Source organism: Candidatus Avelusimicrobium aviculae (assembly GCF_949292495.1).
Classification (GTDB): Bacteria; Elusimicrobiota; Elusimicrobia; order Elusimicrobiales; family Elusimicrobiaceae; genus Avelusimicrobium; species Avelusimicrobium aviculae.
Map to the genome: position 1 here is coordinate 1 of NZ_CASEZB010000003.1, position 22,376 is coordinate 22,376.

Annotated in this window: 24 protein-coding genes and 1 tRNA gene; 2 read left to right on the plus strand and 23 right to left on the minus strand. The window is 45.8% G+C overall.

Annotated features, from left to right (window positions below; genetic code table 11):
• Positions 1-166: 166 nt before the first annotated feature.
• From ACQY33_RS00365 to ACQY33_RS00475, 23 genes are all read right to left on the minus strand, one after another.
• A complete protein-coding gene (locus ACQY33_RS00365) occupies positions 167-868 on the minus strand; it encodes a hypothetical protein (RefSeq protein ID WP_428073137.1) in 702 nt (233 codons plus the stop codon).
• Entirely contained in the window at positions 858-2,096 is a 1,239-nt protein-coding gene (locus ACQY33_RS00370; RefSeq protein ID WP_428073139.1) for a DUF262 domain-containing protein, read from the minus strand. The genes ACQY33_RS00365 and ACQY33_RS00370 overlap by 11 nt, the downstream gene beginning before the upstream one ends.
• A gap of 789 nt (positions 2,097-2,885) precedes the next feature.
• Entirely contained in the window at positions 2,886-3,533 is a 648-nt protein-coding gene (locus ACQY33_RS00375; protein ID WP_428073141.1) for a hypothetical protein, read from the minus strand.
• Between the two features lie 375 nt (positions 3,534-3,908).
• A tRNA-Ser gene (locus tag ACQY33_RS00380) sits at positions 3,909-3,999 on the minus strand.
• Positions 4,000-4,058: 59 nt separating this feature from the next.
• Entirely contained in the window at positions 4,059-5,015 is a 957-nt protein-coding gene (locus tag ACQY33_RS00385; protein WP_428073143.1) for an NAD-dependent epimerase/dehydratase family protein, read from the minus strand.
• A gap of 5 nt (positions 5,016-5,020) precedes the next feature.
• Entirely contained in the window at positions 5,021-5,536 is a 516-nt protein-coding gene (locus tag ACQY33_RS00390; protein WP_428073145.1) for a hypothetical protein, read from the minus strand.
• Positions 5,537-5,539: 3 nt separating this feature from the next.
• Positions 5,540-6,259 (minus strand): TonB family protein, encoded by a 720-nt coding sequence (locus tag ACQY33_RS00395; RefSeq protein WP_428073147.1) that lies wholly within the window; start codon positions 6,257-6,259, stop codon positions 5,540-5,542.
• Complete coding sequence (locus ACQY33_RS00400; RefSeq protein ID WP_428073149.1) at positions 6,259-6,660, minus strand: ExbD/TolR family protein; 402 nt, start codon at positions 6,658-6,660, stop codon at positions 6,259-6,261. The genes ACQY33_RS00395 and ACQY33_RS00400 overlap by 1 nt, the downstream gene beginning before the upstream one ends.
• Positions 6,660-7,301, minus strand: coding sequence for a MotA/TolQ/ExbB proton channel family protein (locus ACQY33_RS00405; protein WP_428073151.1), 642 nt, complete (start codon positions 7,299-7,301; stop codon positions 6,660-6,662). The genes ACQY33_RS00400 and ACQY33_RS00405 overlap by 1 nt, the downstream gene beginning before the upstream one ends.
• Positions 7,302-7,320: 19 nt before the next feature.
• Entirely contained in the window at positions 7,321-7,803 is a 483-nt protein-coding gene (locus ACQY33_RS00410) for a phosphatidylglycerophosphatase A family protein (protein ID WP_428073153.1), read from the minus strand.
• Complete coding sequence (gene pgsA / locus ACQY33_RS00415) at positions 7,791-8,414, minus strand: CDP-diacylglycerol--glycerol-3-phosphate 3-phosphatidyltransferase (RefSeq protein ID WP_428073155.1); 624 nt, start codon at positions 8,412-8,414, stop codon at positions 7,791-7,793. The genes ACQY33_RS00410 and pgsA overlap by 13 nt, the downstream gene beginning before the upstream one ends.
• Positions 8,411-9,103 carry a LolA family protein gene (locus ACQY33_RS00420; protein ID WP_428073157.1) on the minus strand — a complete coding sequence of 231 codons (693 nt, stop codon included), beginning with the start codon at positions 9,101-9,103 and terminating at the stop codon, positions 8,411-8,413. The genes pgsA and ACQY33_RS00420 overlap by 4 nt, the downstream gene beginning before the upstream one ends.
• The gene (locus ACQY33_RS00425; RefSeq protein ID WP_428073159.1) at positions 9,084-11,405 is read right to left on the minus strand and encodes a DNA translocase FtsK 4TM domain-containing protein; all 2,322 of its coding nucleotides are present in this window, start codon (positions 11,403-11,405) and stop codon (positions 9,084-9,086) included. Before ACQY33_RS00425 ends, ACQY33_RS00420 begins: the two co-directional genes overlap by 20 nt.
• Before the next feature lie 135 nt (positions 11,406-11,540).
• Positions 11,541-11,789 (minus strand): winged helix-turn-helix domain-containing protein, encoded by a 249-nt coding sequence (locus tag ACQY33_RS00430; protein ID WP_428073161.1) that lies wholly within the window; start codon positions 11,787-11,789, stop codon positions 11,541-11,543.
• 2 nt (positions 11,790-11,791) lie between these two features.
• Entirely contained in the window at positions 11,792-12,292 is a 501-nt protein-coding gene (locus ACQY33_RS00435) for an acetyl-CoA carboxylase biotin carboxyl carrier protein (protein ID WP_428073163.1), read from the minus strand.
• 45 nt (positions 12,293-12,337) lie between these two features.
• On the minus strand, positions 12,338-13,660 hold the full coding sequence (locus ACQY33_RS00440) for a S1 family peptidase (RefSeq protein ID WP_428073165.1): 1,323 nt from the start codon (positions 13,658-13,660) through the stop codon (positions 12,338-12,340).
• A gap of 61 nt (positions 13,661-13,721) precedes the next feature.
• Positions 13,722-15,248: a hypothetical protein gene (locus tag ACQY33_RS00445; RefSeq protein ID WP_428073167.1), complete on the minus strand. Its 1,527-nt coding sequence runs from the start codon at positions 15,246-15,248 to the stop codon at positions 13,722-13,724.
• 97 nt (positions 15,249-15,345) lie between these two features.
• On the minus strand, positions 15,346-16,071 hold the full coding sequence (locus ACQY33_RS00450; protein WP_428073168.1) for a hypothetical protein: 726 nt from the start codon (positions 16,069-16,071) through the stop codon (positions 15,346-15,348).
• A gap of 94 nt (positions 16,072-16,165) precedes the next feature.
• A complete protein-coding gene (locus tag ACQY33_RS00455) occupies positions 16,166-16,831 on the minus strand; it encodes a nucleotidyltransferase family protein (protein ID WP_428073170.1) in 666 nt (221 codons plus the stop codon).
• 66 nt (positions 16,832-16,897) lie between these two features.
• On the minus strand, positions 16,898-19,009 hold the full coding sequence (gene pnp, locus ACQY33_RS00460) for a polyribonucleotide nucleotidyltransferase (protein WP_428073172.1): 2,112 nt from the start codon (positions 19,007-19,009) through the stop codon (positions 16,898-16,900).
• A gap of 6 nt (positions 19,010-19,015) precedes the next feature.
• Positions 19,016-19,285 carry a 30S ribosomal protein S15 gene (rpsO, locus tag ACQY33_RS00465; protein ID WP_428073174.1) on the minus strand — a complete coding sequence of 90 codons (270 nt, stop codon included), beginning with the start codon at positions 19,283-19,285 and terminating at the stop codon, positions 19,016-19,018.
• Positions 19,286-19,485: 200 nt separating this feature from the next.
• The gene (locus ACQY33_RS00470) at positions 19,486-20,184 is read right to left on the minus strand and encodes a hypothetical protein (protein ID WP_428073176.1); all 699 of its coding nucleotides are present in this window, start codon (positions 20,182-20,184) and stop codon (positions 19,486-19,488) included.
• Between the two features lie 177 nt (positions 20,185-20,361).
• A complete protein-coding gene (locus tag ACQY33_RS00475) occupies positions 20,362-20,532 on the minus strand; it encodes a hypothetical protein (protein WP_428073178.1) in 171 nt (56 codons plus the stop codon).
• Positions 20,533-20,729: 197 nt separating this feature from the next.
• On the opposite strand from ACQY33_RS00475, the gene ACQY33_RS00480 reads away from it, so the two are divergent.
• Positions 20,730-21,293 carry a flavoprotein gene (locus tag ACQY33_RS00480; protein WP_428073180.1) on the plus strand — a complete coding sequence of 188 codons (564 nt, stop codon included), beginning with the start codon at positions 20,730-20,732 and terminating at the stop codon, positions 21,291-21,293.
• 12 nt (positions 21,294-21,305) lie between these two features.
• Positions 21,306-22,352, plus strand: a complete 1,047-nt coding sequence (hydE, locus tag ACQY33_RS00485; RefSeq protein ID WP_428073182.1) for a [FeFe] hydrogenase H-cluster radical SAM maturase HydE — start codon at positions 21,306-21,308, stop codon at positions 22,350-22,352.
• Positions 22,353-22,376 lie beyond the last annotated feature (24 nt).

Below are 22,376 nucleotides of genomic sequence, written 5' to 3' on the forward strand. Positions count from 1 at the left end.
ACTTTGTATCCACGGTAGGGATAAACGAAGAACAAATACGAAAATATATAGATATGCAGGGAAAAGAAGATTTGGGGCGAACAATGAAATTGTTCGTATAGAAAGAAACCCCGGGCGTAAGCCCGGGGAGTTTCATTGTTTGATGTTTATGTAAGCAAAATAAAAATTATTCTTCGTAGTATTCCAAATATTGCTTAAACAGCTCTATAAATATTTTATCCACTAATATGATGACAGAAAAACGAACGAAGTAATTCTCGTATTTATACTCTTTTTCTTGTAAACTTTTCAGTTCCGCCGTAATTACAAGCGGCGCCTTTGTATTATGGGCGATGGTATGCCTAAACCTAATGGTGCGTTCGTAAATATTTTGAACATGATTGGGTAAGAAGTTACTATTAGAAGGAATATATTCTTTTTTGCTCAGCTCTGTTATAAATTCTTGCCAAAAGAAGAAATCCCTTGCCGAAAAATCTTTTATTAGAGACTCTTCAAATAGTTGGGATATTAATTCTTTTGTGTCTTTAACATGCTGAGGGTAATTGAGCGTTATTTGATTTTCCCCCATTTTTCTTTTTACTTCTTGATATAGAGAGGTAAAAACCAGGTTTTTATTTTTGTAAGAGGAAAATTCGGTATGTTTATTCTTAAATAATTCCCAGCGTATTTCCGGGGAATTGGTTGCCATTTCCCAAAATATCAGTTTCATTTTTTGTTCCATAAACCCCGTCATCTTTAACAACACCGCTTGCAAAATATAATTATACACGGGCAAAGTGTTAAAATCGGCTGACAGGCGGGCCGTGGATAACTGCATTTCCTCCAATATGCTTTCAACAGGCTGTAGAATAAAATTTTTATTTTTCATATGCGGATTCTATTGCCTCTTGGTAGATTGTTAAAGAAGCATTTAGCCTTTTGTTAATATATTTTAAGGCGGAGGGGCGTTTCTTTTCTTTTTCATCCTGTTTGGAAATTTCAATTTCGTGTTTTATTTTATCGGCCAGGGCGGTTTTATCTATGCGTTTAAGATTTTCCGGCTTAAACAGCGTATAATAAATAAGCCCAAATAACCAGTAATCCGCGTCAATAATAGAGGGAAATGGGGAGGGAATATTTAATTCTTCTGTCAAACTGTTCACTGTATTAAGCCTGGAAAATATTTTTGTTGTTTCTCCCATTTCTTTGAGGGAAAGAAAACGCCCATTTTCTTCATTAACGATATGGTATATGTAGGATTCTAAATAAGCCTCCATAGATTTAGGGCCGGTTTTACTCCCAAAGCCTTGTGCCACCGGTTTTGTTTCGTGATGTAAGTTCAATTTGGCGCGCTCAGAAAGTAAAGCTAAGTAGCGCACCATATCCACTTGCCCCTTTGAAATAAGCAAATTTTTGTTCCACTCCGGCTCAAAATAAGCAGCCAAGTCTTCTTTTAACCAATACAAAGCGCGGCGGCTTTCTTGGTTGTTTAGTACCCGGCCGGAAGTATTAATGGAGCGGAATAATTTGGCAAAATATTTGGTTTGTTCTTTCCGCATACTCTCAGCAAGTTTGTTTGGCGTAATAAACGAGAAACCTAAAAAAGTATGCTCAAAAAAGGCTGTGTTTGGTCTTGCGTCTTTAAACAGAATGGAATAAGAAGTTTCTTCCCCGTTGGGAAATAATATGGTTTTTAACTCTTCGGAAGGGCGCAATTTACCAATCTTATTTTTTAACAGCGTGTTTATATTCCACTCCAAAAAGGTGTTTTCCTCCTCTTCCGGAGCATCATCATTGTCATCTGCCAGCTTGGGAATGGAGATTGGCGGGAAATTGTCTTTTTTAGGGAAAATATTTAGGTAGCACAATAAAATAGAAGTTAAGCGCTGTTGTCCGTCTAAAATATAGTTATGCCAAACACCTTCGTATTGGTATGCGCCAATTATCACGGGAGGGACAAACACTTCTTCTTGAAATGATTTGATAAGGCTTTTGGTATTCTCTTCCGACCATACAAAGCTTCTTTGGTAGTTAGGAAGTTCTATTTCTTTGTTTAATAATAATTTTATCCAATGATTTAAAGTGTATTCACCATGGTATACTGTGTATTTGTTCATATTTTAACTTCCTTAATAAATATAAATAATTATAAATAATATAGCTATATTGTATTATTAAATAAAACTGAAAGCAATCTGTTAAAAAAGGGTAAACAGTGGGAAAAAATTTATGTTCTGCCAACAGCTAAAAAGCAGACTGAATGAAAAGAAATATAAAAAACGGCTGGCCTCAACTGGGTTATAAAAAATTTTGTTTATTCCCCTATCCGCAGGCCTGATTCTTGGAAACGGCGAAAATGGGGAAATGTTATTAGCGCCTAAAGTATATTGGGGCCATTTTTTGCGCTCATTTCAATAGCGTATAACAAGCGTAAACATCTAAGTGCTGGAACATATAGGCGTATTGTGTCATATTTACGTTTGGTATTTCATCAAAATTCAACCCCTCCGCCTTGGGGTTTGGTTTTAAGAAGCAAGCTATTCCCCTCTGGTTTACGGCCCATTCGGACAGATTTTATTTGTCTATTTTGTGAATAGACTTTGCACACAACGCGTAGAAAATAATAAAAACCGCGTTAGAAGAGCTCTAAGCGTGGTATGGAGCAACACAAGAAGTAAGATAAACACAAAGAAGGCAACCATGAATACCGAAGCTATTTGTGCGGAAAAGATTTCCTGTTTTGTTTGCAGGTATTTATTAGCCTTCCTTGTATAAGGGAATAGACTGTAAACGGGTTTTGTAATTTTGGGGCATATATAAAATATCTCCGGATTTTTAGGCCGGAGATATTTTACATGCCGTGAAATTGTAGATACAGGCAGTCAGATTCGTATGAATAACTGTGTTTATTTAGCTACGGGATAATCATTCGTAAATTTCATAAGCATATCCAACATCTGTTTATCATGTTGGGATACTTCAACCGCGCTCAAAAGTATCTGTTGAGTCTTATCCGGGAAGCGCCCCTCTTTCTTCAAGTAAGGAGTAAAAGAGGAATAGAAGGCTGTTAAGGCGCTTTTAATGCCAAATACTTTGATGGTAGAAGAAGAATAAACAACAGTTGCTGCATTTTTTTGGAACAGTAAAGGCTCCGTATTGATTGTTCTGCCAAGATTCATCAGCGCATTTAAATTTTTGCTATAAGGTAAATAATTGGCTTTAGTTAAGTTTTGTTCCGCTTCATATTTATATGCTGAAGCCGTATTTGCGCTTTGTGGAAAAGAATCAATATTATTGACAAGCAGTTTGATTTCGGCTTGAGAGAGCGGTTCTCCAGTAGATAAGCGGGGAACCAGCGCCAATACTAATAAATCCATAACCCCTAAGTTAGAGGATTCTGGATATTTTTCATATATAGTTCCTTCAAAAATTTTTTTGATTAAAGAGGCATTTACATGAGGAATACTATATGTCGCCACTTTTTTACTTATTTTTTGCTCTAAAGATTTGGTTTGGCTGTTTTGTGGAAAAATTTCGGCAAAACTTGAAGACACCAATACAGTTAATAGCAACAAGCCTACTAGTGTTTTTTCATATATTTCTCTCCTTTTATAATGCTTGGGTACTACACTTCAATTCTAACAGATTATAAAATTCGTTTTAGTGATATTTGGTCCTATCTGGATTGTGGAACAAAAGGCCTATTGTACCCTTAATTTATAAATTTTATATATCCCCCCAATAGTACTGATATTTTGTTAACTCCCCAACTTTTATTTAAGTTTATGTCCCCCATTTTTGCCCCCCACTTTTAACAGGAAATAACTTGAAACACCTTGAAAACCCTTGAAACAAATTTATGCATTTCCCTTCGTAAAAAAGGCAAAAAAGAACCCGTTTCGTCTAAGAAACGGGTTCTCGTCTAAATACGGAGAGGGAGGGATTCGAACCCTCGATACGGGAATTAACCCGTATAACGGTTTAGCAAACCGCCGCTTTCGGCCTCTCAGCCACCTCTCCAAAATTCATTTATTTTGTTACTGTCTCTTCAGCAACAACATAAATATTATAACAAAATTTTAGAAACTTTTCTTAAGGCCTTCATCTAAGCTGGTGAAAGTTTGCCCGGTCAGTTCCGTCCATTTTTTATTGCTGCAAATCCAATGGCCGGGGATGATAGCTTCTGTTACTTTGTCATAATTTAAAGCGGGCTCTATACCGCTCACGCGGGCAACGCTTTCATACAAAAAAGCGGCCGCGCGCATAAGCCATACGGGGGCTTTGGGCATAAAAGGTTTATGCACGCGCATGGCCGCCGCCATACGGCTTATAAAATCCGGCCAGCTGTATACGGCGCTCTCGCACACGAAATAGGTTTGGTGTGCCGTATCCGGGCGTTTATAGGCCGTAACCAAGGCCGAGACCAAATCGTCCACATGTACAAAGCTGAAATATCCGTTTCCGGAGGTATTCACCATTAACCCCCTTTTTACCCACGCGGCAATTTTAGATACTCCGGAATCATTTTTCCCGTATACGATGGGCGGGCGGACGACAGTCCACTTAATGCCGTTTTTTAAGGTGTGTACGGCCAGTTCCCCCCCCAGTTTGGTGCGTCCGTAATCGGAAACGGGGGCCGGGGCGTCTTCTTCCGTGCGCGGGTGTTCCAAATCCGCCGCGTAGCCGCTGGCCGCCAGGCTGGATACATGCACAAAAGTTTCCAACCCCGGGGTTTGGTTTGCCGCGGCTACTACGTTTTGGGTGGCGGTTACGTTGGCGCGCTCAAAATCGGACCGGTTGAAGCCAAAAATGGCGGCCGCCAAGTGAAACACCCCCTGACATCCTTCCATGGCTTGTTTTAAACTGTCCACATTATCATAATCTACCCGCACTATTTTTACGGCAGGGTTAGCCGGTTGGTGTTTGGGCGCGCGGCGGGAAGTAACCCGCACGTTAAACCCTTCCAAGAGCAGCAAGTCCGTCAATTTGCGGCCTATAAAGCCGTTTCCGCCGGTAATAAGCACGGTAGGTTTCATGGTGTTTACTCTACCTCAATTTCCAACGTTTGCTCTATTTTTTTGGCGGCTTGTTTTTTGGCTTTTTCAGCCGCTTCTTTAATGGCTTGGTTGGTTTCATTAATCTTTTCTTTATTGTCTTCCAACTCTTGGTTAATAAAGTTTTCCGGGCGGGTGGCGCGGCGGCGGACGAAATCAAAATTAAAGGTAAAACGGTTTACGCCGCGTTTAATATCCTGCATGGTGGGAAACTCTCCGTATTTTAACTTATTGATAGGGGTTACGTTATCTTTTTGCGGGAAATACCACAATAAGGAAAATAACACCGCCGCAATAAAAACAAGCGTGATAAACCGGCAAAAATTAGGGAAGTTATACAACCCCAATATATTGTTTATGACGGCTAAAACCAAAATAACCCCCGTCCACATCATTAGGGTGATGCCGGCAAAATAAAACCCGGCTGCATCATAATCGGGGAACAATACCATTACCCCAAAATAACATAACAACATAAGGCCGAAACGTTGCCAACCTGTCATAAGCTATTTCTCCTGTTTGAACTCTACCACCACGGTCAGTTCATCTTTTTCATAATACATGGGCAGGGGCGCGAAGGGCCCTGCGTTAATTACTGCGGAAGTAGCCGCAAAATCAAAGGTATCATCGCCGGAAGAACGCTGTACTTCCACGTCTTTTAATTTTCCGTCCCGCACGATGGAAAATGATACCAACGCGGAAAGTACGTTTCCGGCGGGGCGGCGTTTTTCCCATTCAATCCACATGGCGTTGCGTACTTGGGTAATATACCAAGGGTAAGGAAAATTTGCAAAATCCGTTTGAATGTTTCCGCCTTGGAATTCCCCCTCTTTGCTGGCTTGCAGGGCATCGTCTTTTTGGGTGTTTTCCCCTTCGTCTAACACGCTGGGCGCCGCCAGCGGGGCTTGGGCTTGCTTCTTGGCGGTTTGTTTTTTTGTGGTAATCTCACTTTTAGCCGTGTAAGCTTTTTTAGCGGGTTTGGCCGCTGGTTTTGGCTCCGCTTCTGGCTTGGCAACGGGCTGGGCTTTTACTTCCGGCGCTTTAGGGGCCTGGGTTTTCACCGGGGACTGCGCCTCCTGCCCGGTAGTGGCTACTACTTTGCCGCTGCCTATAAAATCAATCGTATACGTGGCGGAAATCTGCTTCCCGGCGGGTAACATTACCAGGAAAAGCAGTAGAAACAATAAGGCGTGCACTCCGCCGGAATACGCAAGATAGCGGTTCATTAGCTTTTAGATAAAACCCCAATCCCCAATTTGGCCGCGCCTAATTTTTTAGCCACGTCAAACACGTCCACCACGTTTTGTATGGGAACTTCTTTATCCGCCTGTACCAAAATGGTTTTTTTGTTGGCTTTGCCCATACGCAAAATGAGTTCTTTTTCCAGCGCGGCGGCGGAAATTTTCTTTTCAGCCACAATAATGGCCCCGTTTTTGAGCACTTCCACGCGGATGACATCGTCCTCCGCCGTGGTATTAATGGCTTTGGCGCGGGGCAAATCCACGCTAAGCTGCATTTGCACCAAAAGCGGGCTCATAACCATAAAAATGATTAGCAATATCAGCGTGATATCAATAAACGGCACCATATTAATATCCGCCATGACGGTTCTTTGTTTATGAGCCATTATTCTTGTACCTGGTTAAAGATAATTTCGTCGGCGATATTTTCCAACTCTTTGGCAAAATAATTGGTTTTGCTTAGGAAATAGTTATACGCGATAACCGCCGGAATAGCCACAAACAGCCCGGCGGCCGTATTAATAAGGGCTTCGGCAATACCCGCCGCCACTACCGAGGCTCCCGCCGCGGCCGCGGAAGAGGACGCCAAATCTTTAAACGCGTGCATAACCCCAATTACGGTACCAAAAAGCCCGATAAACGGAGTGATGCTTCCCAGCGTGCCCAGTACGGTTAAGCGGCTTTGCAGGCGGGTGACTTCCCAGTCAATCACGGAAGCGGCAATTTCTTTTTGTTCCGCTTTTGAGCGGGTTTTTTCCTGCAGTAAACGCAAAATTAGGTTGGAGGCAGGGGTGTCGTGGGTAATATCCTTGCGGCAGGCGTCTTCTACTTTAGGAAAGTTATACGAGCGTAAAGGATGGCGGCAATAGGCAATTAACTTGCGGGATATGCCTATGGAACGGCGGAATTTGACCCACCGCTCAAAAATGACGGACAAAGAGTAAATGGACAGCAAAATCAGCAAAATAAGTACCGGCCCGCCGGCGGAAAAAATCTCTCGCAGATTGGTCATATTGGAAAGTTCCATGTAATTTAATCTCCTTCAATTAGGCTTTAACAACAAATATAATAAAAAGCTGTATTAAAATATTGGCCATCAGCCCGGCGGCCACGTCGTCAAACACCACCCCAAAAGCGTTTTCCATGCGGTCAAATGTTTTTACGGCCCAGGGTTTTAACGAGTCAAACGTTCTAAACAATACAAACGCCGCCAACAAATACGGCCATTGGCGGGGTAAAAAAAGCACCGCCGTAAAGTAACCGGCCATTTCATCTATTACTATTTTTGGGTTATCATGCCCGGTGTATCCCTTAAATTGTACTTTTTTACAGATATATACCGCAAATGCCCAAAAAGCCAGCAGAAAGATAAGATACAGCATATAATCCGCCGGCAGGATAAAAACAAACGGAACAGCCACTAACGTGCCTAAAAAACCGGCGCCAGTGTTTTTCTTAAACTTAAAAACCAAAGGCGGCAGGTAGCTTATAAAAAAGCCGGTAGCCAGCATACGTATTAGCGTTTGCATGCGTCCATACCCCAAGATTTTTCCAGCAGTTCCCAGTTATTTTTTAAGTAGGAAATGGCGCTTATCCACGTAATAACGGCCGCAATGGCGGTAATGCCGTAAGGAATGGTTTTTAACGTGTAAAACGTAATTTCAAACACGTAGCGTGTGGCGCCGCGGGTCATTAACATCAGGTGGTATACGTCCAGCACAAAAAAGATGGTTCCCACCGCCGTCATTTGAATAACGGTTTTGAACTTTCCCCAGCGTTCCGCCGCCATTACTTTTCCTTCCAGCGCGGCAATTACGCGCAGGGTGGAAATCATCAACTCCCTAAGCATAATAAAAAATACCGCCCAAATAGGCACATCCAATTCTTTAATGCCTACAAAAGCAAACAAGGCCGCGCACACTAAAATTTTGTCTACAAACGGGTCCACAATGGCCCCAAACGGGGTAATGGTATTGGTCTGCCGGGCGATTTTGCCGTCCACCCAGTCCGTAGAGGCGGCTACTATAAAAATAAGGGTGGCGATAAAGCGGGCCCAATAGAAAGGCATTAAAATAAACAAAAACATCAGTATGGATAAGCCCGCTCGGCTTAACGTAATTTTATTGGCAAGGGTCATCATTTGGCTAGAACCTCTTTAAATAAATTTTGAGAAACGGATTTGTTTTTTACCGTGTTTTTTAAATCCGCTTTGGTTTGCATCAAATCGGCCTCAATAATAATGGTTTGAGGGAAATATTCCTTTGGGTCTAACAATAAATATAATTTATAATCGCTCCCGTCTTTAGGGGTGAGAAGCAAAATAACGCGCTGTGCGCTGGAGGAAAACACCGTGGCGCGGTGCGCGTCTAACAAGGCGGAGTAATTGCCAAAATCAAACAAAGCTTTGTTGGGCTGTCCGTTCACCCAGTCCGCCCACGCGCCGGAGGTAATCACTTTGCCTTTAGCGTCCAATACTTTTAATACTTTTTTGTCTGTCACGGCGGACTGGTCCGTCTTTTGTTCATCATCCAACGTGTCCAGCCGCAGCAGATTGCCTGCTTTTTTATAATACAGCTTGCCGTGGGAACGGCTGATAACCACTCCATCATAGGAGGAGGTCTGCTCAAAAGCCGTTTCCAAGGTGTTTAATTTGGCGTCCCAGTCACGCAGCCGCTGTACGGGGTCTTTGGCTGTGGTCGTTTGGGCCTGGGTTTCTTTTTTGGGTGGCTGGACGGCGGGCTCGGCCGTCTTTTCTTTGGCCTGTACGCTGCAGGCCGCACATAAAACGCATATGGCCAACAGGCAGGCTTTATTTATAAACGGTTTCATAGGTTTCTTCCTGGTAGTTATGGTCATAAGGCGGGTTTTTAAGCTCTTCTATACCCGCGTCTATCATTTCATAGTGTATTTCCCAGCGGTTGGAACCTTCCGGTTTGGAAATATAGCCTTTCATTTCCAACACGCTTAAAATGTTGGTGGCGCGCGCGCTGGAGCCAAAGTTGGCTTTCAGCAAATCCTGCGATACGCGGCGGCGTTCTTTAATCAGCTCCAGCGCCTGCAAAATTTCTTCCCCGCTGGCGCCTAAACCGTCCGCTGGGCGGCCGCCGGGCTGTTGTTCCGCCACAATTTGCACCGGGTAATCCGGCGCGCCTTGGGCGCGTAAAAAGTCCGCCACGGCGTTGATTTCTTTTTCAGAAACATAGGCGCCCTGTATACGCAAGGGGGTTTTGTCTGACGTGCTTTGGTACAGCATGTCCCCCCGCCCTAGCAGGTCTTCCGCGCCGGTGCTGTCTAAAATAACTTTAGAGTCTATGGACGAAGCCACCTGTAAAGCGATGCGGGAAGGCAAGTTGGCCTTAATAACCCCCGTAATCACTTTTACGGAAGGGCGCTGGGTGCACAATATCAGGTGTATGCCTAACGCACGGCCCATTTGGGCTAAACGTTGGACGGAATCTTCTATGGAGGCTTTGGTTTGAAGCATAAGGTCCGCCATTTCGTCAATAATGACAAAAATGTAGAACATTTTCTCTTCGCCGTTGGCTTCGGCCCATTTATTGTAGCCTTCCATATTTTTTACTTTGGCCAGCTGCATAATTTTAAGACGCTTTTCCATTACTTTTACCAGCATTTGCAAAGACTTAGCCGCACCTTGCGCGTCGGTCACTACGTCTACATCATCGCAAGAGGTTTTAGGGTCGTATAAATAGGGAATGCCCTCATACAGGGTTAATTCCACGCGTTTGGGGTCGATCATCAAGAATTTGGCCTCATCGGGGCGCAATTTATAGATGATAGACATGATAATGGAATGCAGACAAATAGACTTACCGCTGTTGGTGGCGCCGGCTATCAAAATATGGGGCCATTTTTCCGCCACGGAGCCGGCGGGTTCCCCGTCCGCGTAACGCCCTAAAGCAATGGGAATGGCGGCTTTAGAGTTGGCGTATACGGGGGACTGCAGAATTTCTTTCATGGTAACCATGACGGGGCGCTCGTTAGGGATTTCAAACCCAACGGCGTTTTTGCCCGGTATAGGTGCCTGCACGCGGATGGCGCGGGCTTCCATACTGGCTTGTATATCCTGCGTTCGCGCGGTAATGGAGGCGATGGTGACGCCCGGGTCCGGCTTGATTTCATAACGGGTGACCACCGGCCCCGGTGATACGCCGGTTACACTGGCTTTAATATCAAAGTTTTTTAAGGTTTGTTCCAAGCGTTTAGTGGCTTGGGCGATTTCATCATCCGTAGGGCCCACAATGCCGTTGTTTACCGGATCATTAAGTAAATCTAAAGAAGGCAAACGGAAGGTTTTAGGGTCAAATTTAGGGCGTTCCCCGTCTTGCTGGCCGGCGGGGTTTTCTTCCAAGGCGGGTTGGGAGGCGTTTTCCGCGCGCAGCTGTTCCGGCCGGGGCAGTTTAATCATTTGGGCCACCGGGCGGCGTATTTCCGGTTTGGAGCGGGGCGCCTCATCCTCTTCGGACGTTTTTCCCTCTTGCAGCAGGGCGGATTTCTTTTCTTGCTTGGCGTTTTCTTTAATGGCTTCTTTGCCGCTGGAAACTTTTTCTTTTAGTTCCGCGCGCGCGTCCATCCATTCATTAAAGTCATAACGTATAAATTCCCCCGTTTTTTGTACAATTACGGCCCAGGGAATGGCAAACAGCATATGCAGCCCCACCAAGATGAGCGCCACAGAGAATAACCCCGCCCCAAAAGAGCCCACTATGCCTTGAAACCAATAAAAAATGCTTTGGCCCACCTGCCCGCCGGAAATTTGGGAATCCGTTAAAATGAGTTTTAATAAAGTTAAAAAGCTGGCGCAGGCGCATAAAGTAACGCAAGAGCCCAGTAAAAAGAATAAAAACGCCGCGCTTTTTTGGCGTATGCTTTGCAGCAGCCAATAGGCCAGAAACAAGGGGATTAAAGCCGCGCTTTGCCCTAATATTTGGTACAGCTCACGGGATATATTTTCCCCCACGGCGCCGCGCCCTACGTTAAACCATAAAATACAAAACAGCCATACGCAGGCCGCCGCTCCTAAAATAAACAGGGCGGTGGGTACCCAGCGGGTAGAAGTTTTCTTTTTCGTTTTTTTCTTGGATTTTTTATACGTATAATAATATCTGGCCATACCTGTATATTTTACATTTTTTTAATGGGTTTGTAATTGGACGTGTACGTCTGGGTTCAACCCATTTGCGCGGGTTGACAAAAAACAAAAGCCCGGCAAGGTAAATAGGCCGGGCTTTGGGTGTAAAAGTGGGCTTTAAGCCGCCTGCTGCCCAGGGGCTGTTTCCTGCGCCTGGGGCTGGGCTAAAGACACATTATAGTTTAGCTCGTCCGCTTCCAGCTTAATTTTGCCTTCCGCGTACAAAACGCCCAATGCCATATATAATACGGAACTGGACAGACGGATATTGATTTTAAGCTTCCAGGAAGAAGCGGTTTTGTTTTCCGCCAAGTATTCCATAATCCGCGCCGCGGCGGTTTGAATGGTTTCTTGCAAAGGATTCATAATTAAGCCCGCTCAATGGCAAACAAAGCGTCGCCCTGTTTAATGGGTTTGCCGTTTTCCACCAATACTTTTTTGATGACGCAGGGAAACTCTGCGCGTACTTCGTTAAATACTTTCATGGCTTCAATCAGGCAAATCACGTCGCCCTTTTCCACCTTAGCGCCTTCTTTTACAAACGGCGGCGCCGAAGGAGTGGACCCACGGAAGAAAATACCCATTAACGGGGATTTGATTACTTCTTTATATTGTTCCTGCGCGGCGGCCGGATGAGCACCGCCCTGTACAGGAGCCGCACCGCCCACATTAACGGGCACGGGCATTATAGCCGGTTTGGCTTTTACCAAGCGCAGGTACAGGCCTTTTTGGTTATATTCAATGGTATCTAAAGAATTTTCCTGCATGAATCCGTAAAGCTGTTTCACGTCTTTTAATATAGGGGATTCTTTTACCGCCGTTTTTTTGGCAGGGGCAGAAAGCTTCTTCTTGGCTGCTGTTTTTTTCATAAAGAAAATAACCTCGGTTATAAATTTACAAAAATTTGCTTCCCTTTATTTTACATAATTTTTAGCTTCGGGGTGTATAAAAGAGGCGTTAGAAGTGCTTTTTGGAAAAATTTCCTTTATAATTTGAGGGAAAATTTTCTCTAGTTCAAATACGCTGACCGCTTGGCTTAAAGCCGGCTGCAGCGGGCCGGTGTTTACCCCCAGTACGCTTGCGCCGTCCGCTTTTAGCAAAGGGCCCCCGGTGTGAGTGGCTACAAAAGCCGTATCCGCCAGCAGGTAGCGGGTGCCGTTTATTCGGCTTACCCCGCTTAAAATGCCTTGCGTAAGCGGGCTGGGGCCTGTTCCTAAAGAAACCACCTCTTCCCCTTTAAAGGCATGCGGGTTTTGGGTTTCCAGCGGGAGTGGGATATAATTTTCCCCCTTTACTTTTAATAAGGCAATGCCGCGGGCGGTGTTGCGCATTTGTACATAGGCGCGCAGCGGTTTATCCGCGGAGGCGGGCGTAATTTCGGCCCAGGGGGTGTTTTTTACCAGGCTGGAAGCGGTTAATAAATAGCCGTTCTTGGTAATAAAAAAGGCGGAGCCTTCTTCTCCCCCGGCGGGATTTTTTAAACGGGCCACGCTTTGAGATAATTGACGGTATTTCCCAACCGGGGCCGGTTCTTCTTTTTCCGGTGAGTAAGCGGAGGCGTTAAAAGAGGGTTTGTCTTCTTTAATGGAAGAAATTATTTTAGCAAGCAATGTTTGCAGGGCTTGTTGCAGTTGGGAAGAGAGATTATTTCCCATCTTTTGCATTTGGATAGGGGTGAAAATTCCAAAAGTAAAAGGCGCGGCGGCGCTTAATACCCGGGAAGACAAAGAAAATTGCGGGGTAATGGGCAGGCTTTCTTCGTACTGGGCGATAGCCGCCCCGTTGGAAGCGCGGTACAAGGTTACGCGCAAGTGGGCGTCAAAAGAGGGATGCCCGGCAATTTCATGGTAACGGGAAGTTGTTTTGCAATTTTGTTCTTTGGAAAAAGTAGGAAAAAACTCCGCCCGCACCGTGTATGTATAAAAAGAATGGTTGCTTTCTTCCTGCGCTGTGGCGGCGGGAATACCAGCAGATAGAAGGCCGTCTCTCAAAGCGTGTGAAAGGGTGGGATCCAAGGCCAGCTCAAACCCCTGGTATGCCGCGCAGCATGGGGAGGCGCACGTAAAAAATAAGCGGGACGAGGCGGCGTTTAGCACCAGTAAGGAAACAGAACTGTCTTTGGGTATGGCGGAAGCGGCTGGTTGGGGAACAGATAAAGTTTTACGGTAAACGCAGCCGTTTAATAAGCCAGCCGCCAGCATAAAACATACAATAAATTTACTTATTTTTCCCCGCATAAATATATTATACAAAAGCAACCCCGCTGGGTGGGCGGGGTTGCCGGTATTAGATTAGAAACTAGAATCTGAGGTTTCCTTCTTTTAATATTTGGTTATATTCATTTACCAGCGGTTTGAACCCTTCCGGAATATCTTGCGGGTAAGAATAAGTGGCCCACTGGCGGATAATATTTATTTGGTCTTTGTGCTGTTTTTCAAACGCTTGGACGCGCGCCAAGGCGGCTTTTCCCTGCGGGGTTTGCAAATATTGATAACTGTCCGTTAGCGTTTTGTATACATGCGCTTTTGAGTTTAACAGAGGGTCACTGCTTTCCGCACCGGATGTAGCCAAGGTTTCTATCATAAGCATATCTTGTTTGTTATCGCGTTTAAATTGAGTAATCATCTTCTTAGAAACAATCCGGTAGCTTTTTTGGACAGGAGTTGCACCGTGCGGCGTGTTTGCCTCCACAGGCTGCTGGGACACGGCAACGCCTTCGTTTTGGACAGGGTTCTCAGCCTCAACCGTGGTGTTCCCCGCCTCAACAGAAACGTTTTCAACGGGGAAAGCGGGTTTATGCACAGGGGCGGCAGGGGTCATTTCATCCGGATGGAGGACTTTTTTCTGGCGCTTGCTGGGCTTGGCAGAAAAGTTTATTCTCACGGGATAAGCCTCTTGCTGCGCAAACTGTGAATTTGAGGCATTATAACCCTGGCGCAATGCTTCAAAGCGGGTTAATATTTCTCTGTCTTTTGCGGAAAGTTCTTTCCCCTCCCGCTGTTTAAAAGCCGCTCTGTTTAAAGCCTGCGCGTTTTGGGAAATAAAAGCGTCCATTTCCTTTTTGCTTACCGTAGCCGGAGCCGTTTGCGTGGCAGCGGCGGGGATTGAAATCTTTTTCAATTTGCTTAAGGCGTTGTTTTTAGCCTGTTGGCTTAAATAGGCGGAAGTTGCCGTTAACGAGCGCGGCTCATCGCTAAATGCGGTTATGCCTAAAAGTTCCTGCAGTTGATGGGATTGGCTGTCAAAACGGGCTTGGGCTTTGCAGTCCGCATGGGCATAATGCTTTTTGCCGTTTTCATCAGAAAATGTGGCAATCGCTCCGCAGCGGCCATCTATGGGTTTGCCGCATACGGGGCAAATATGCATATCAACCGGAGAGGGATTGTTTTTAAGCTGTTTTTCACATTGCAGGCGTTTTTGGTGTTGTTGAATAAAAGACAAATCCTGTTGTTTCTTCCAGCTTAAATAATATTCTTTTGCGCAGGGTGAGGATTTTTGTATATACCAATCTCTTCCCTTGTATACGGAAATCAGACTGTCATTTTTATCTACCCATTCCCCGCAGATGGTGCGCACCTGTTCTTTTTTAGCGGGGAGCTCCGCCTGCTGTTTTTGTTTATTGGCAGAGCGAATAACGGGCAGGAAAGGGGTCTTTTTCTCCATCTTTATGGGAAATAATTCATTCAGGGACAGGTCAGACATTGCTAACGGCATTTTGGTGTTTAGCACAAAGCCTCCGCCTAACGGAATTTGCTTTTGAGGCTGCGCCTGTAATGAAGCGGCCGCTATAACCGCGGTCAACAGCGCTGTTAAAAAATGTTTCATAAAAACTCCTTATAAAATATTTATTTTTAGTATATAAGGTTACTTTGTAAAAAACAAGGTTTGTGTATAAAGACAAAGCCCTTTATATAGACAAAACTTAATTTAACGTGGGGTTTATAGTTAAATTATAATTTTGGATTTTTTGGTTTTCCAATTCTCTTTTAGGGGCTTGCGCTTCATACTGGGCGCGTTGTTCCCGCTCTTCTTTAGAGAAAGACACTCCTAAGCGCCTTAAAGCGGCGCGGGGCATTCCCTTTCCCTGCCAGGCCAATTTCTCATCTTGGTGGGATACTTGGGCCCGCATTTGCTCAAATTGAAACCAAGTTGCCAATTCTTCATTGGAAAGGTTCTGATGGCCTTTGCGTTTTTGTCTGATTTTTTTAAATGTTTTGGCGTGCCGTTTGGCAAAACGGCTTACATCTTTTAATGTCAATTCTTTTTTACCTTTTCCCTTATATTCACTATAAAAATTTTGATTTTCCAGCGGTATGGGCTGTATATCGCCAGGGTTTAATTGCTGTAAAACTTGGCGTTTTGCATGAGAAGCCAATATGTTGGAAGCCGCAGCCCTCTCCGACGCGTTTGCCGATGACCCATTTCCAGCGGTTTGTTTGGGTAAAGGCTTAGGCAAATGCAAATCTTCCACGGGCAGCAGGTTTTCTGCGGGGCGGGCAGGCGGCACCATTTTCCAATCCGAGTTTTGATATGTTTTGGTATTTAACACAAATCCACCGCCTAAATGGATTTGTTTTTGAGATTGGGCGTGTATTATGCCAGGAACTAACATTACGGAAATAGATAATAATAATAATTTTTGATTCATATATCCCCCTTGTAACTATATATAGTATAGGTTTTGATATATGACGACACAAGAGACTAAAGACCTATGCCAAGCATAGGTCTTTGGATGCTTTTTATAGAAGAGAGGAATCCCTTAATATGTGTCCGCTCCAGCTTAACAAGTGCTCAAACAGTTCTTGGGGATTATTTATTTCCCCCCCATTTAAACAAACTTGAATAAACCCTTGTTCTTTACTGGATAACAGCGGCAGGAGTTTTGCCTTAGTTGGAACATAAAGCCCGGTTTTTAAATAATATTGGGCCTGTAAAACAAAAAAAGCGGTTTTGCATACGCCCGGCAGCGCTTCTTTTATATTTCCGTGTAAATAGGAATGACATAAAATATGGTATATGGCGCCAGCCCCGGTCTGCATGGCATAAAAAGCCTCTTGCCGGGTAATTTCCGGCAGGAGCGGTTCTAACTGGCCATATATATCCAGCGTATCGTTTTTGAATTGGAAAAGTTCCTGCTTGGGCCAGTTTTTCAGTTCTTCCGCCCCGCTGATAAAACCGCATGCTTTGTCTTGCAGTGGCATTTGGTTTAGAATATTTTTATAAGTTTGCAAATCCTCTAATGTAAGCGCGTCCAGCACCACTACGGCGTCTATATCGCTTTGCGGGGTATGTTCCCCCCGCGCCCGGCTGCCTTGCAGGCCAACAAACAACAGCCTTTTGCCAAAGGCTTCCTGTAATTTTTGGCTTAGCTGTTTTATCCAAGAAAGATCATTTGACGAGGGCATAAAAACTCCTTGATAAAAAGAACAAAGGCCCCGCCTTTGAGGCGGAGCCTTTGCAACTGTTTACGGCTATTTTAACAAGACTTTGCGGGACAGGCGCACTTTGCCGTTATTGTCAATTTCCACGCATTTTACTTCTACAATATCGCCAAGGTGGAGAACGTCTTCCACTTTGTTAATGCGTTTTTTGTCAATTTCGGAAATGTGCAAGAGTCCGTCTTTCCCGGGCAGGATTTCCACAAACGCCCCAAACGGCTGTATGGAAACCACTTTGCCTTTATAGATTTTGTTGAGTTCCGGTTCGGCGGTCATCGCTTCCACTTCAGCTTTGGCTTGGTCTAAGCGGTCGCTGTTGGCGGCGGCGATGGTAACCGTACCGTCTTCTTCAATATCAATTTTGGCCTGGGTGGCGTCGGTAATGCGTTTGATGTTCTTGCCGCCGGGGCCAATTAACGCGCCGATTTTATCCACGGGGATTTTCATCTTAAAGATGATAGGCGCAAAGCGGGAAATGCTGGGTTTGGGAGCCGCGATGGTTTTTTCCATGTGGTCCATAATGTGCATACGCCCGCGGGTGGCTTGGGCGATAGCCTGGGTTAAAACGTCCAGCGGAATACCGGTTTTAAGTTTCACGTCCATCTGGAACGCGGTAATCCCTTTGCGCGAACCGGTAAGTTTAAAGTCCATATCGCCCAGGTGGTCTTCCAGGCCCATGATGTCGGACAGCACGACGAATTTGCCGTCCCCGCTGATGCAGCCCATGGCAATGCCGGAGCAGGCGGCTTTCATCGGTACGCCGGCGTCAAACAAAGCCAAGGAGCCGCCGCATACGCTGGCCATGGAAGAAGAACCGTTGGATTCCATAATATCGGATACGACGCGAATCGTATACGGGAATTCTTCTTCAGACGGGATTAACGGCATTAAAGCGCGGCGGGCAAGTTCCCCGTGGCCGATTTCGCGGCGGCCCGGAGAGCGGTCCGGCTTGCATTCACCCGTGGCAAAACCCGGGAAGTTGTAATGCAGCATAAAGCGTTCATAAGTGGTGTCGTCCAACCCTTCCACCATTTGTTTATCGTCCGGCGTTCCCAGCGTGGCTACCGCTAAGGACTGGGTCTGCCCGCGGGTAAACAAAGCGGAACCGTGCGCGCGGGGCAACAGCCCCACCATGGAGCTCAGCGGGCGGATTTCGTCCGGTTTGCGGCCGTCTACGCGCACCCCTTCGTGCAGTACCATGGCGCGGGATTCTTCATACATAATGTTTTCCAGCGCAATGCCGGCATACACGGCGGCGTTATCGCCATAGTTGGCGGCCAGCTCTTCGGTAAAAGAAGCTTTTAACTGGGCAACCTGCGTGTCGCGGGTTTGCTTGTCGGAAAAAGCGTGCAGGATTTGTTTAGCCGTTTCACGGAATTTGCCGTTGGCCAAATCAGCCACTTCCTGCGGCAGCTTTTCCACTACGTATTCAAATTTCGGTTTGCCGGCCAGTTCGCGCAGTTTAAGCTGTACGGCGCACATTTTGTCAATTTCCGGCTTAGCGGCTTCCATGGCTTGGATAATGGCGCTTTCTTCCACTTCTTTGGCGCCGCCTTCCACCATCAGCAAGCCTTGGGCGGAACCGGCTATCACCAGGTCCATATCGCAGGATTCTTCTTGCTCTTTGGTGGGGTTAATGATAAATTGCCCGTCAATGCGGCCTACGCGCACAGCGGCAACAGGTTCATTGAACGGAATGGAAGAGATGACCAGCGCGGCGGAGGAAGCCAATACGGAAAGTACATCGGCGTCGTGTTTGTCGTCGCTGGAGATGACCATGGCCGTAACGTTGGTTTCACAGGCGAAACCTTCCGGGAAAATCGGACGGATGGTACGGTCAATAATACGGGAGGAAAGAGTTTCCTTTTTGCTGGCGCGGCCTTCGCGTTTAAAAAAACCGCCAGGGATTTTTCCGGCGGCATAGGTTCTTTCCTTGTAGTTGACGGTAAGGGGAGTAAAATCGGAAATACCGGGTTTTTGCTCCTTAGTGGAAACGGCGGTGGCCAATACCATGGTATCGCCCAACGTGGCCACTACGGCCCCGTCGGACTGTTTGGCAATCAGCCCCGTTTGCAAAGTAATTTTTTGCCCGCCTACTTCCACATCTACGGTTTGGATGTCAAAGTTATGGTTAAAATTTTGCATAAGCGGTTATTTTCTCAATTTCAATTCTTTGGTGACTTGGGTGTATTTTTCAAAGTCAGTTCTTTTCAAATAAGCCAACAAGCGTTTGCGCTGGCCTACTAATTTGTTGAGGCCTCTTTCGCCGGCAAAGTCTTTCGGGTTGGCTTTGAGGTGTTTGGAAATGTACTGAATTCTTTCGGTAATCAACGCAATCTGGACGGCAGCGGAACCGGTGTCGTTGGCGCTGGTCTGGAATTTGCTGATGATGTCTTTTCTGTCTTGCATGGAAAGTACCATAATTTTTTTACACTTAGATTGAAACCTGCCGACCAAGCATCTCTTATCCCAAGGGATACCGAGCCGGAGACCAATCTTCTCCTATTTTTTAATTTTATTTTATACTTACAAAAGTACAGTTTAATTATACCAAATAAAAAGGATAAAGAACATATGTTGTGTTCTTTATCCCGTATTCTGTTTAACAGTATAGCAAATTTTTAATACGGCAGCGCATCAATGCCTTCCCAGTCAATACCCTCTCCGCTTTCTAGCATATTTTGCACATTTTTGCGCTTCCATTGTTTGTATTCTTCATGGCTCATGGCGGAAGGGGGTGTATAATTTTTAAGCTGTCTCAGCTCTGTATATACCCTGTATTCTATGTTTTGTAATTCAAACGCCGGTTCTATATCCAGTTTCACCACACCGTATTTAACGGGAATGTTAGTTATTCCCTGTTTGACGGCGGCCGCGTATTTGGCTACTTCCGCCCGGCCGGCAAATACAATATTTTCCCCGTTTACCAGCCATTCTTTAGAAGGTGCTGCGGTAGTTTTTTCAAAACGGAAAAAGGTGGTTTGAAACGCTTCCTTGGGAACAAAATGGCGTATTTGGTAAGCGGCGCGGTATTGGGCCTCTATATTCCAGGGAGATTTATGGAAGGAGGCTTCTTCTTCCAACAGTTGCTTGGCTGCCGGTGACGCCGCGGCCTGTGTGGTGCCGGCAGCCGCTCTTTGCTCTAGCGTTTGGGCGGCGGCTGTTTCGGCTTCTTTAATTGCCGGCGCAGATTTTTTGAACAGGGAGGCTTTTGCGTCATTTACTTTTTTAGCCAAACGCTCCAACATGGCTTTTTGCCCATAGGATGCGGGCAAACAGCAAATCATAAATAAAAATATAATGGTTAATTTTTTTAGCATAAAAAGCCCTGTTTGTTAAAATTTTCTGTATCTTACTAAAAAATAACAAATAAAAGAAAAATTTCCCAGGGTCTTTGGACCCAAAATAATTTTGGGTCCTCATATAATTGGGAAGCCCGCCGGAAGGGTTGGCCGGCGGGCTTTGGGTGTTACTTGTAGGAGGATTACTTCAAATAGTTAAAATTGACAGCCTAAATGCAGGGCCGCGTATTTTTCCGCGTTATAGATTTCTATGTCAGACAAGGTATGAAAATCTCTAAACTCGCGGCTGATCCAGGCGAATTCTCTGTCTAACTTGCGTTTTTTGGTTATTTGCGTAAACAGTACGCTTTCTTTATTGGTGATCATAACTTTCACCTCTGCCTTGGGCTGTTGCTTATTACTAAGATAGTTTTTTAGACGTAAAATAAACAGGGTCATTGGGCCCAAAGCGGGGCCTAATTTGGGCCTAGGCCCTCCAATTGGCCGGACCTAGTAAAAAATAGGTCTATTTTCCTATTTTTTTGCTATACTAACAATATCGGTATATTTCAAGGAGGCTTTTTATGTGGGACAATGAAAAAGTTGTTTTGGGCGTATGCGGCTGTTTATACGCGTATAAAGCGGCGGATTTAGCGGCCTTGTTACTGCGGCATGGTTTTGACGTGTACCCTGTCATGACGCCCAGTGCCTCTTCAATTATTGCTCCCGCCACCTTGGAAGACATTACCAACAACCCCTGCCCGGTAGAAATGTTTAAAGAAGGCCCAAACCAGCCTTATAAAACATTGGCTACGGGCGCCAAAGTGTTGCTTATTGCGCCGGCCAGCGCCAATATGCTGGCTAAAATAGCCCACGGCATGGCGGACGATTTAATCAGCTGTACGGCTTTAGCGTGCGACTGTATTAAACTGGTGGCCCCGTCCATGCTGCAAAATATGCATAATAACCCGGCTGTACAAAAGAATTTAGCCTGTTTGCGGGAACTGGGCTATAAGATTATCCCCGCCGGGCCGGATGGGCACATGGCTCCGCCGGAAACGGTGGTGGAGTATTTATTAAATGAACTTACTCCCCAGCCTCCCGCCGCGCCTGTTCCTCCGCCTCCCCCGCCGCCTGTTGGCTATTAAAGGGGCGCGGCCGTGAAGCAGCTAATTCAACGGGCCGAAGAATCCCATCAGCTGACCAAAGAAGAAATTATCCTTTTATTGCAAGATAAGGAGGCCGCTTCTTTATTGTTCCAAGCGGCGGACCGCGTACGCAAAAAATACGTGGGGGACGAAGTTTATCTGCGCGCCTTAATAGAATTTTCCAACTATTGCAAAAATAATTGCTGTTATTGTGGTTTGCGCCGGGACAACCGCCATGCGCTCCGCTACCGCCTTACCCCGCGGCAAATCCTAAATACGGCACGCCAAGCCGCCCAAATAGGGTATAAAACCGTGGTTTTGCAATCCGGGGAAGACACATGGTTTTCCCCCGCTATCATGGCGGAAATTATCCGGGAAATAAAAAAGCTGGGCCTGGCAATTACCTTAAGCATTGGGGAAAAAAACCGCGAAGAATACGCCGCTTACCGCCAAGCGGGGGCGGACCGGTATTTGCTTCGCATAGAAACCACCGACAAAGCCCTCTATGCCAAATGGGACCCGGGCATGAGTTGGCAAAACCGCGCCCGCTGCCTGCGGGATTTAAAAGAGTTGGGGTATGAAGTGGGTTCCGGCTCTTTAGTGGGGTTGCCGGGGCAGACGCTGGAAAGTTTGGCCGATGATTTGCTGTTTTTTAAATCCTTGCCGGTGGACATGGCGGGCATTGGTCCGTTTATCCCCCACCCGCAAACGCCTTTGGCGCAGGCTGCGGTGGAAGGACATTTTGAGTTATCCCTTAAAGTAATGGCTGTTATGCGGTTACTCTTGCCAGATATTAATATCCCCGCCACCACCGCCATGGAAAGCCTGCACCCGCGGGGGCGGCTGCTTGCCCTGCAAAGCGGAGCCAATGTAATTATGCCCAACGTAACGGATGAATTGTGCCAGGAGCGTTATGATTTATACCCCGGCAAAATGCACACCGGCCCCAACGCCGAGCAATACGTGCGGGATTTGACCCGTAAACTGGCCGCTATAGGCCGAACGGTGCGTTTTTCAACCGGGTTTCACGGGGAGTATTTAAAAAATAATCCAGCCTGACGCGCCATAAAAAATCCGCCTGTT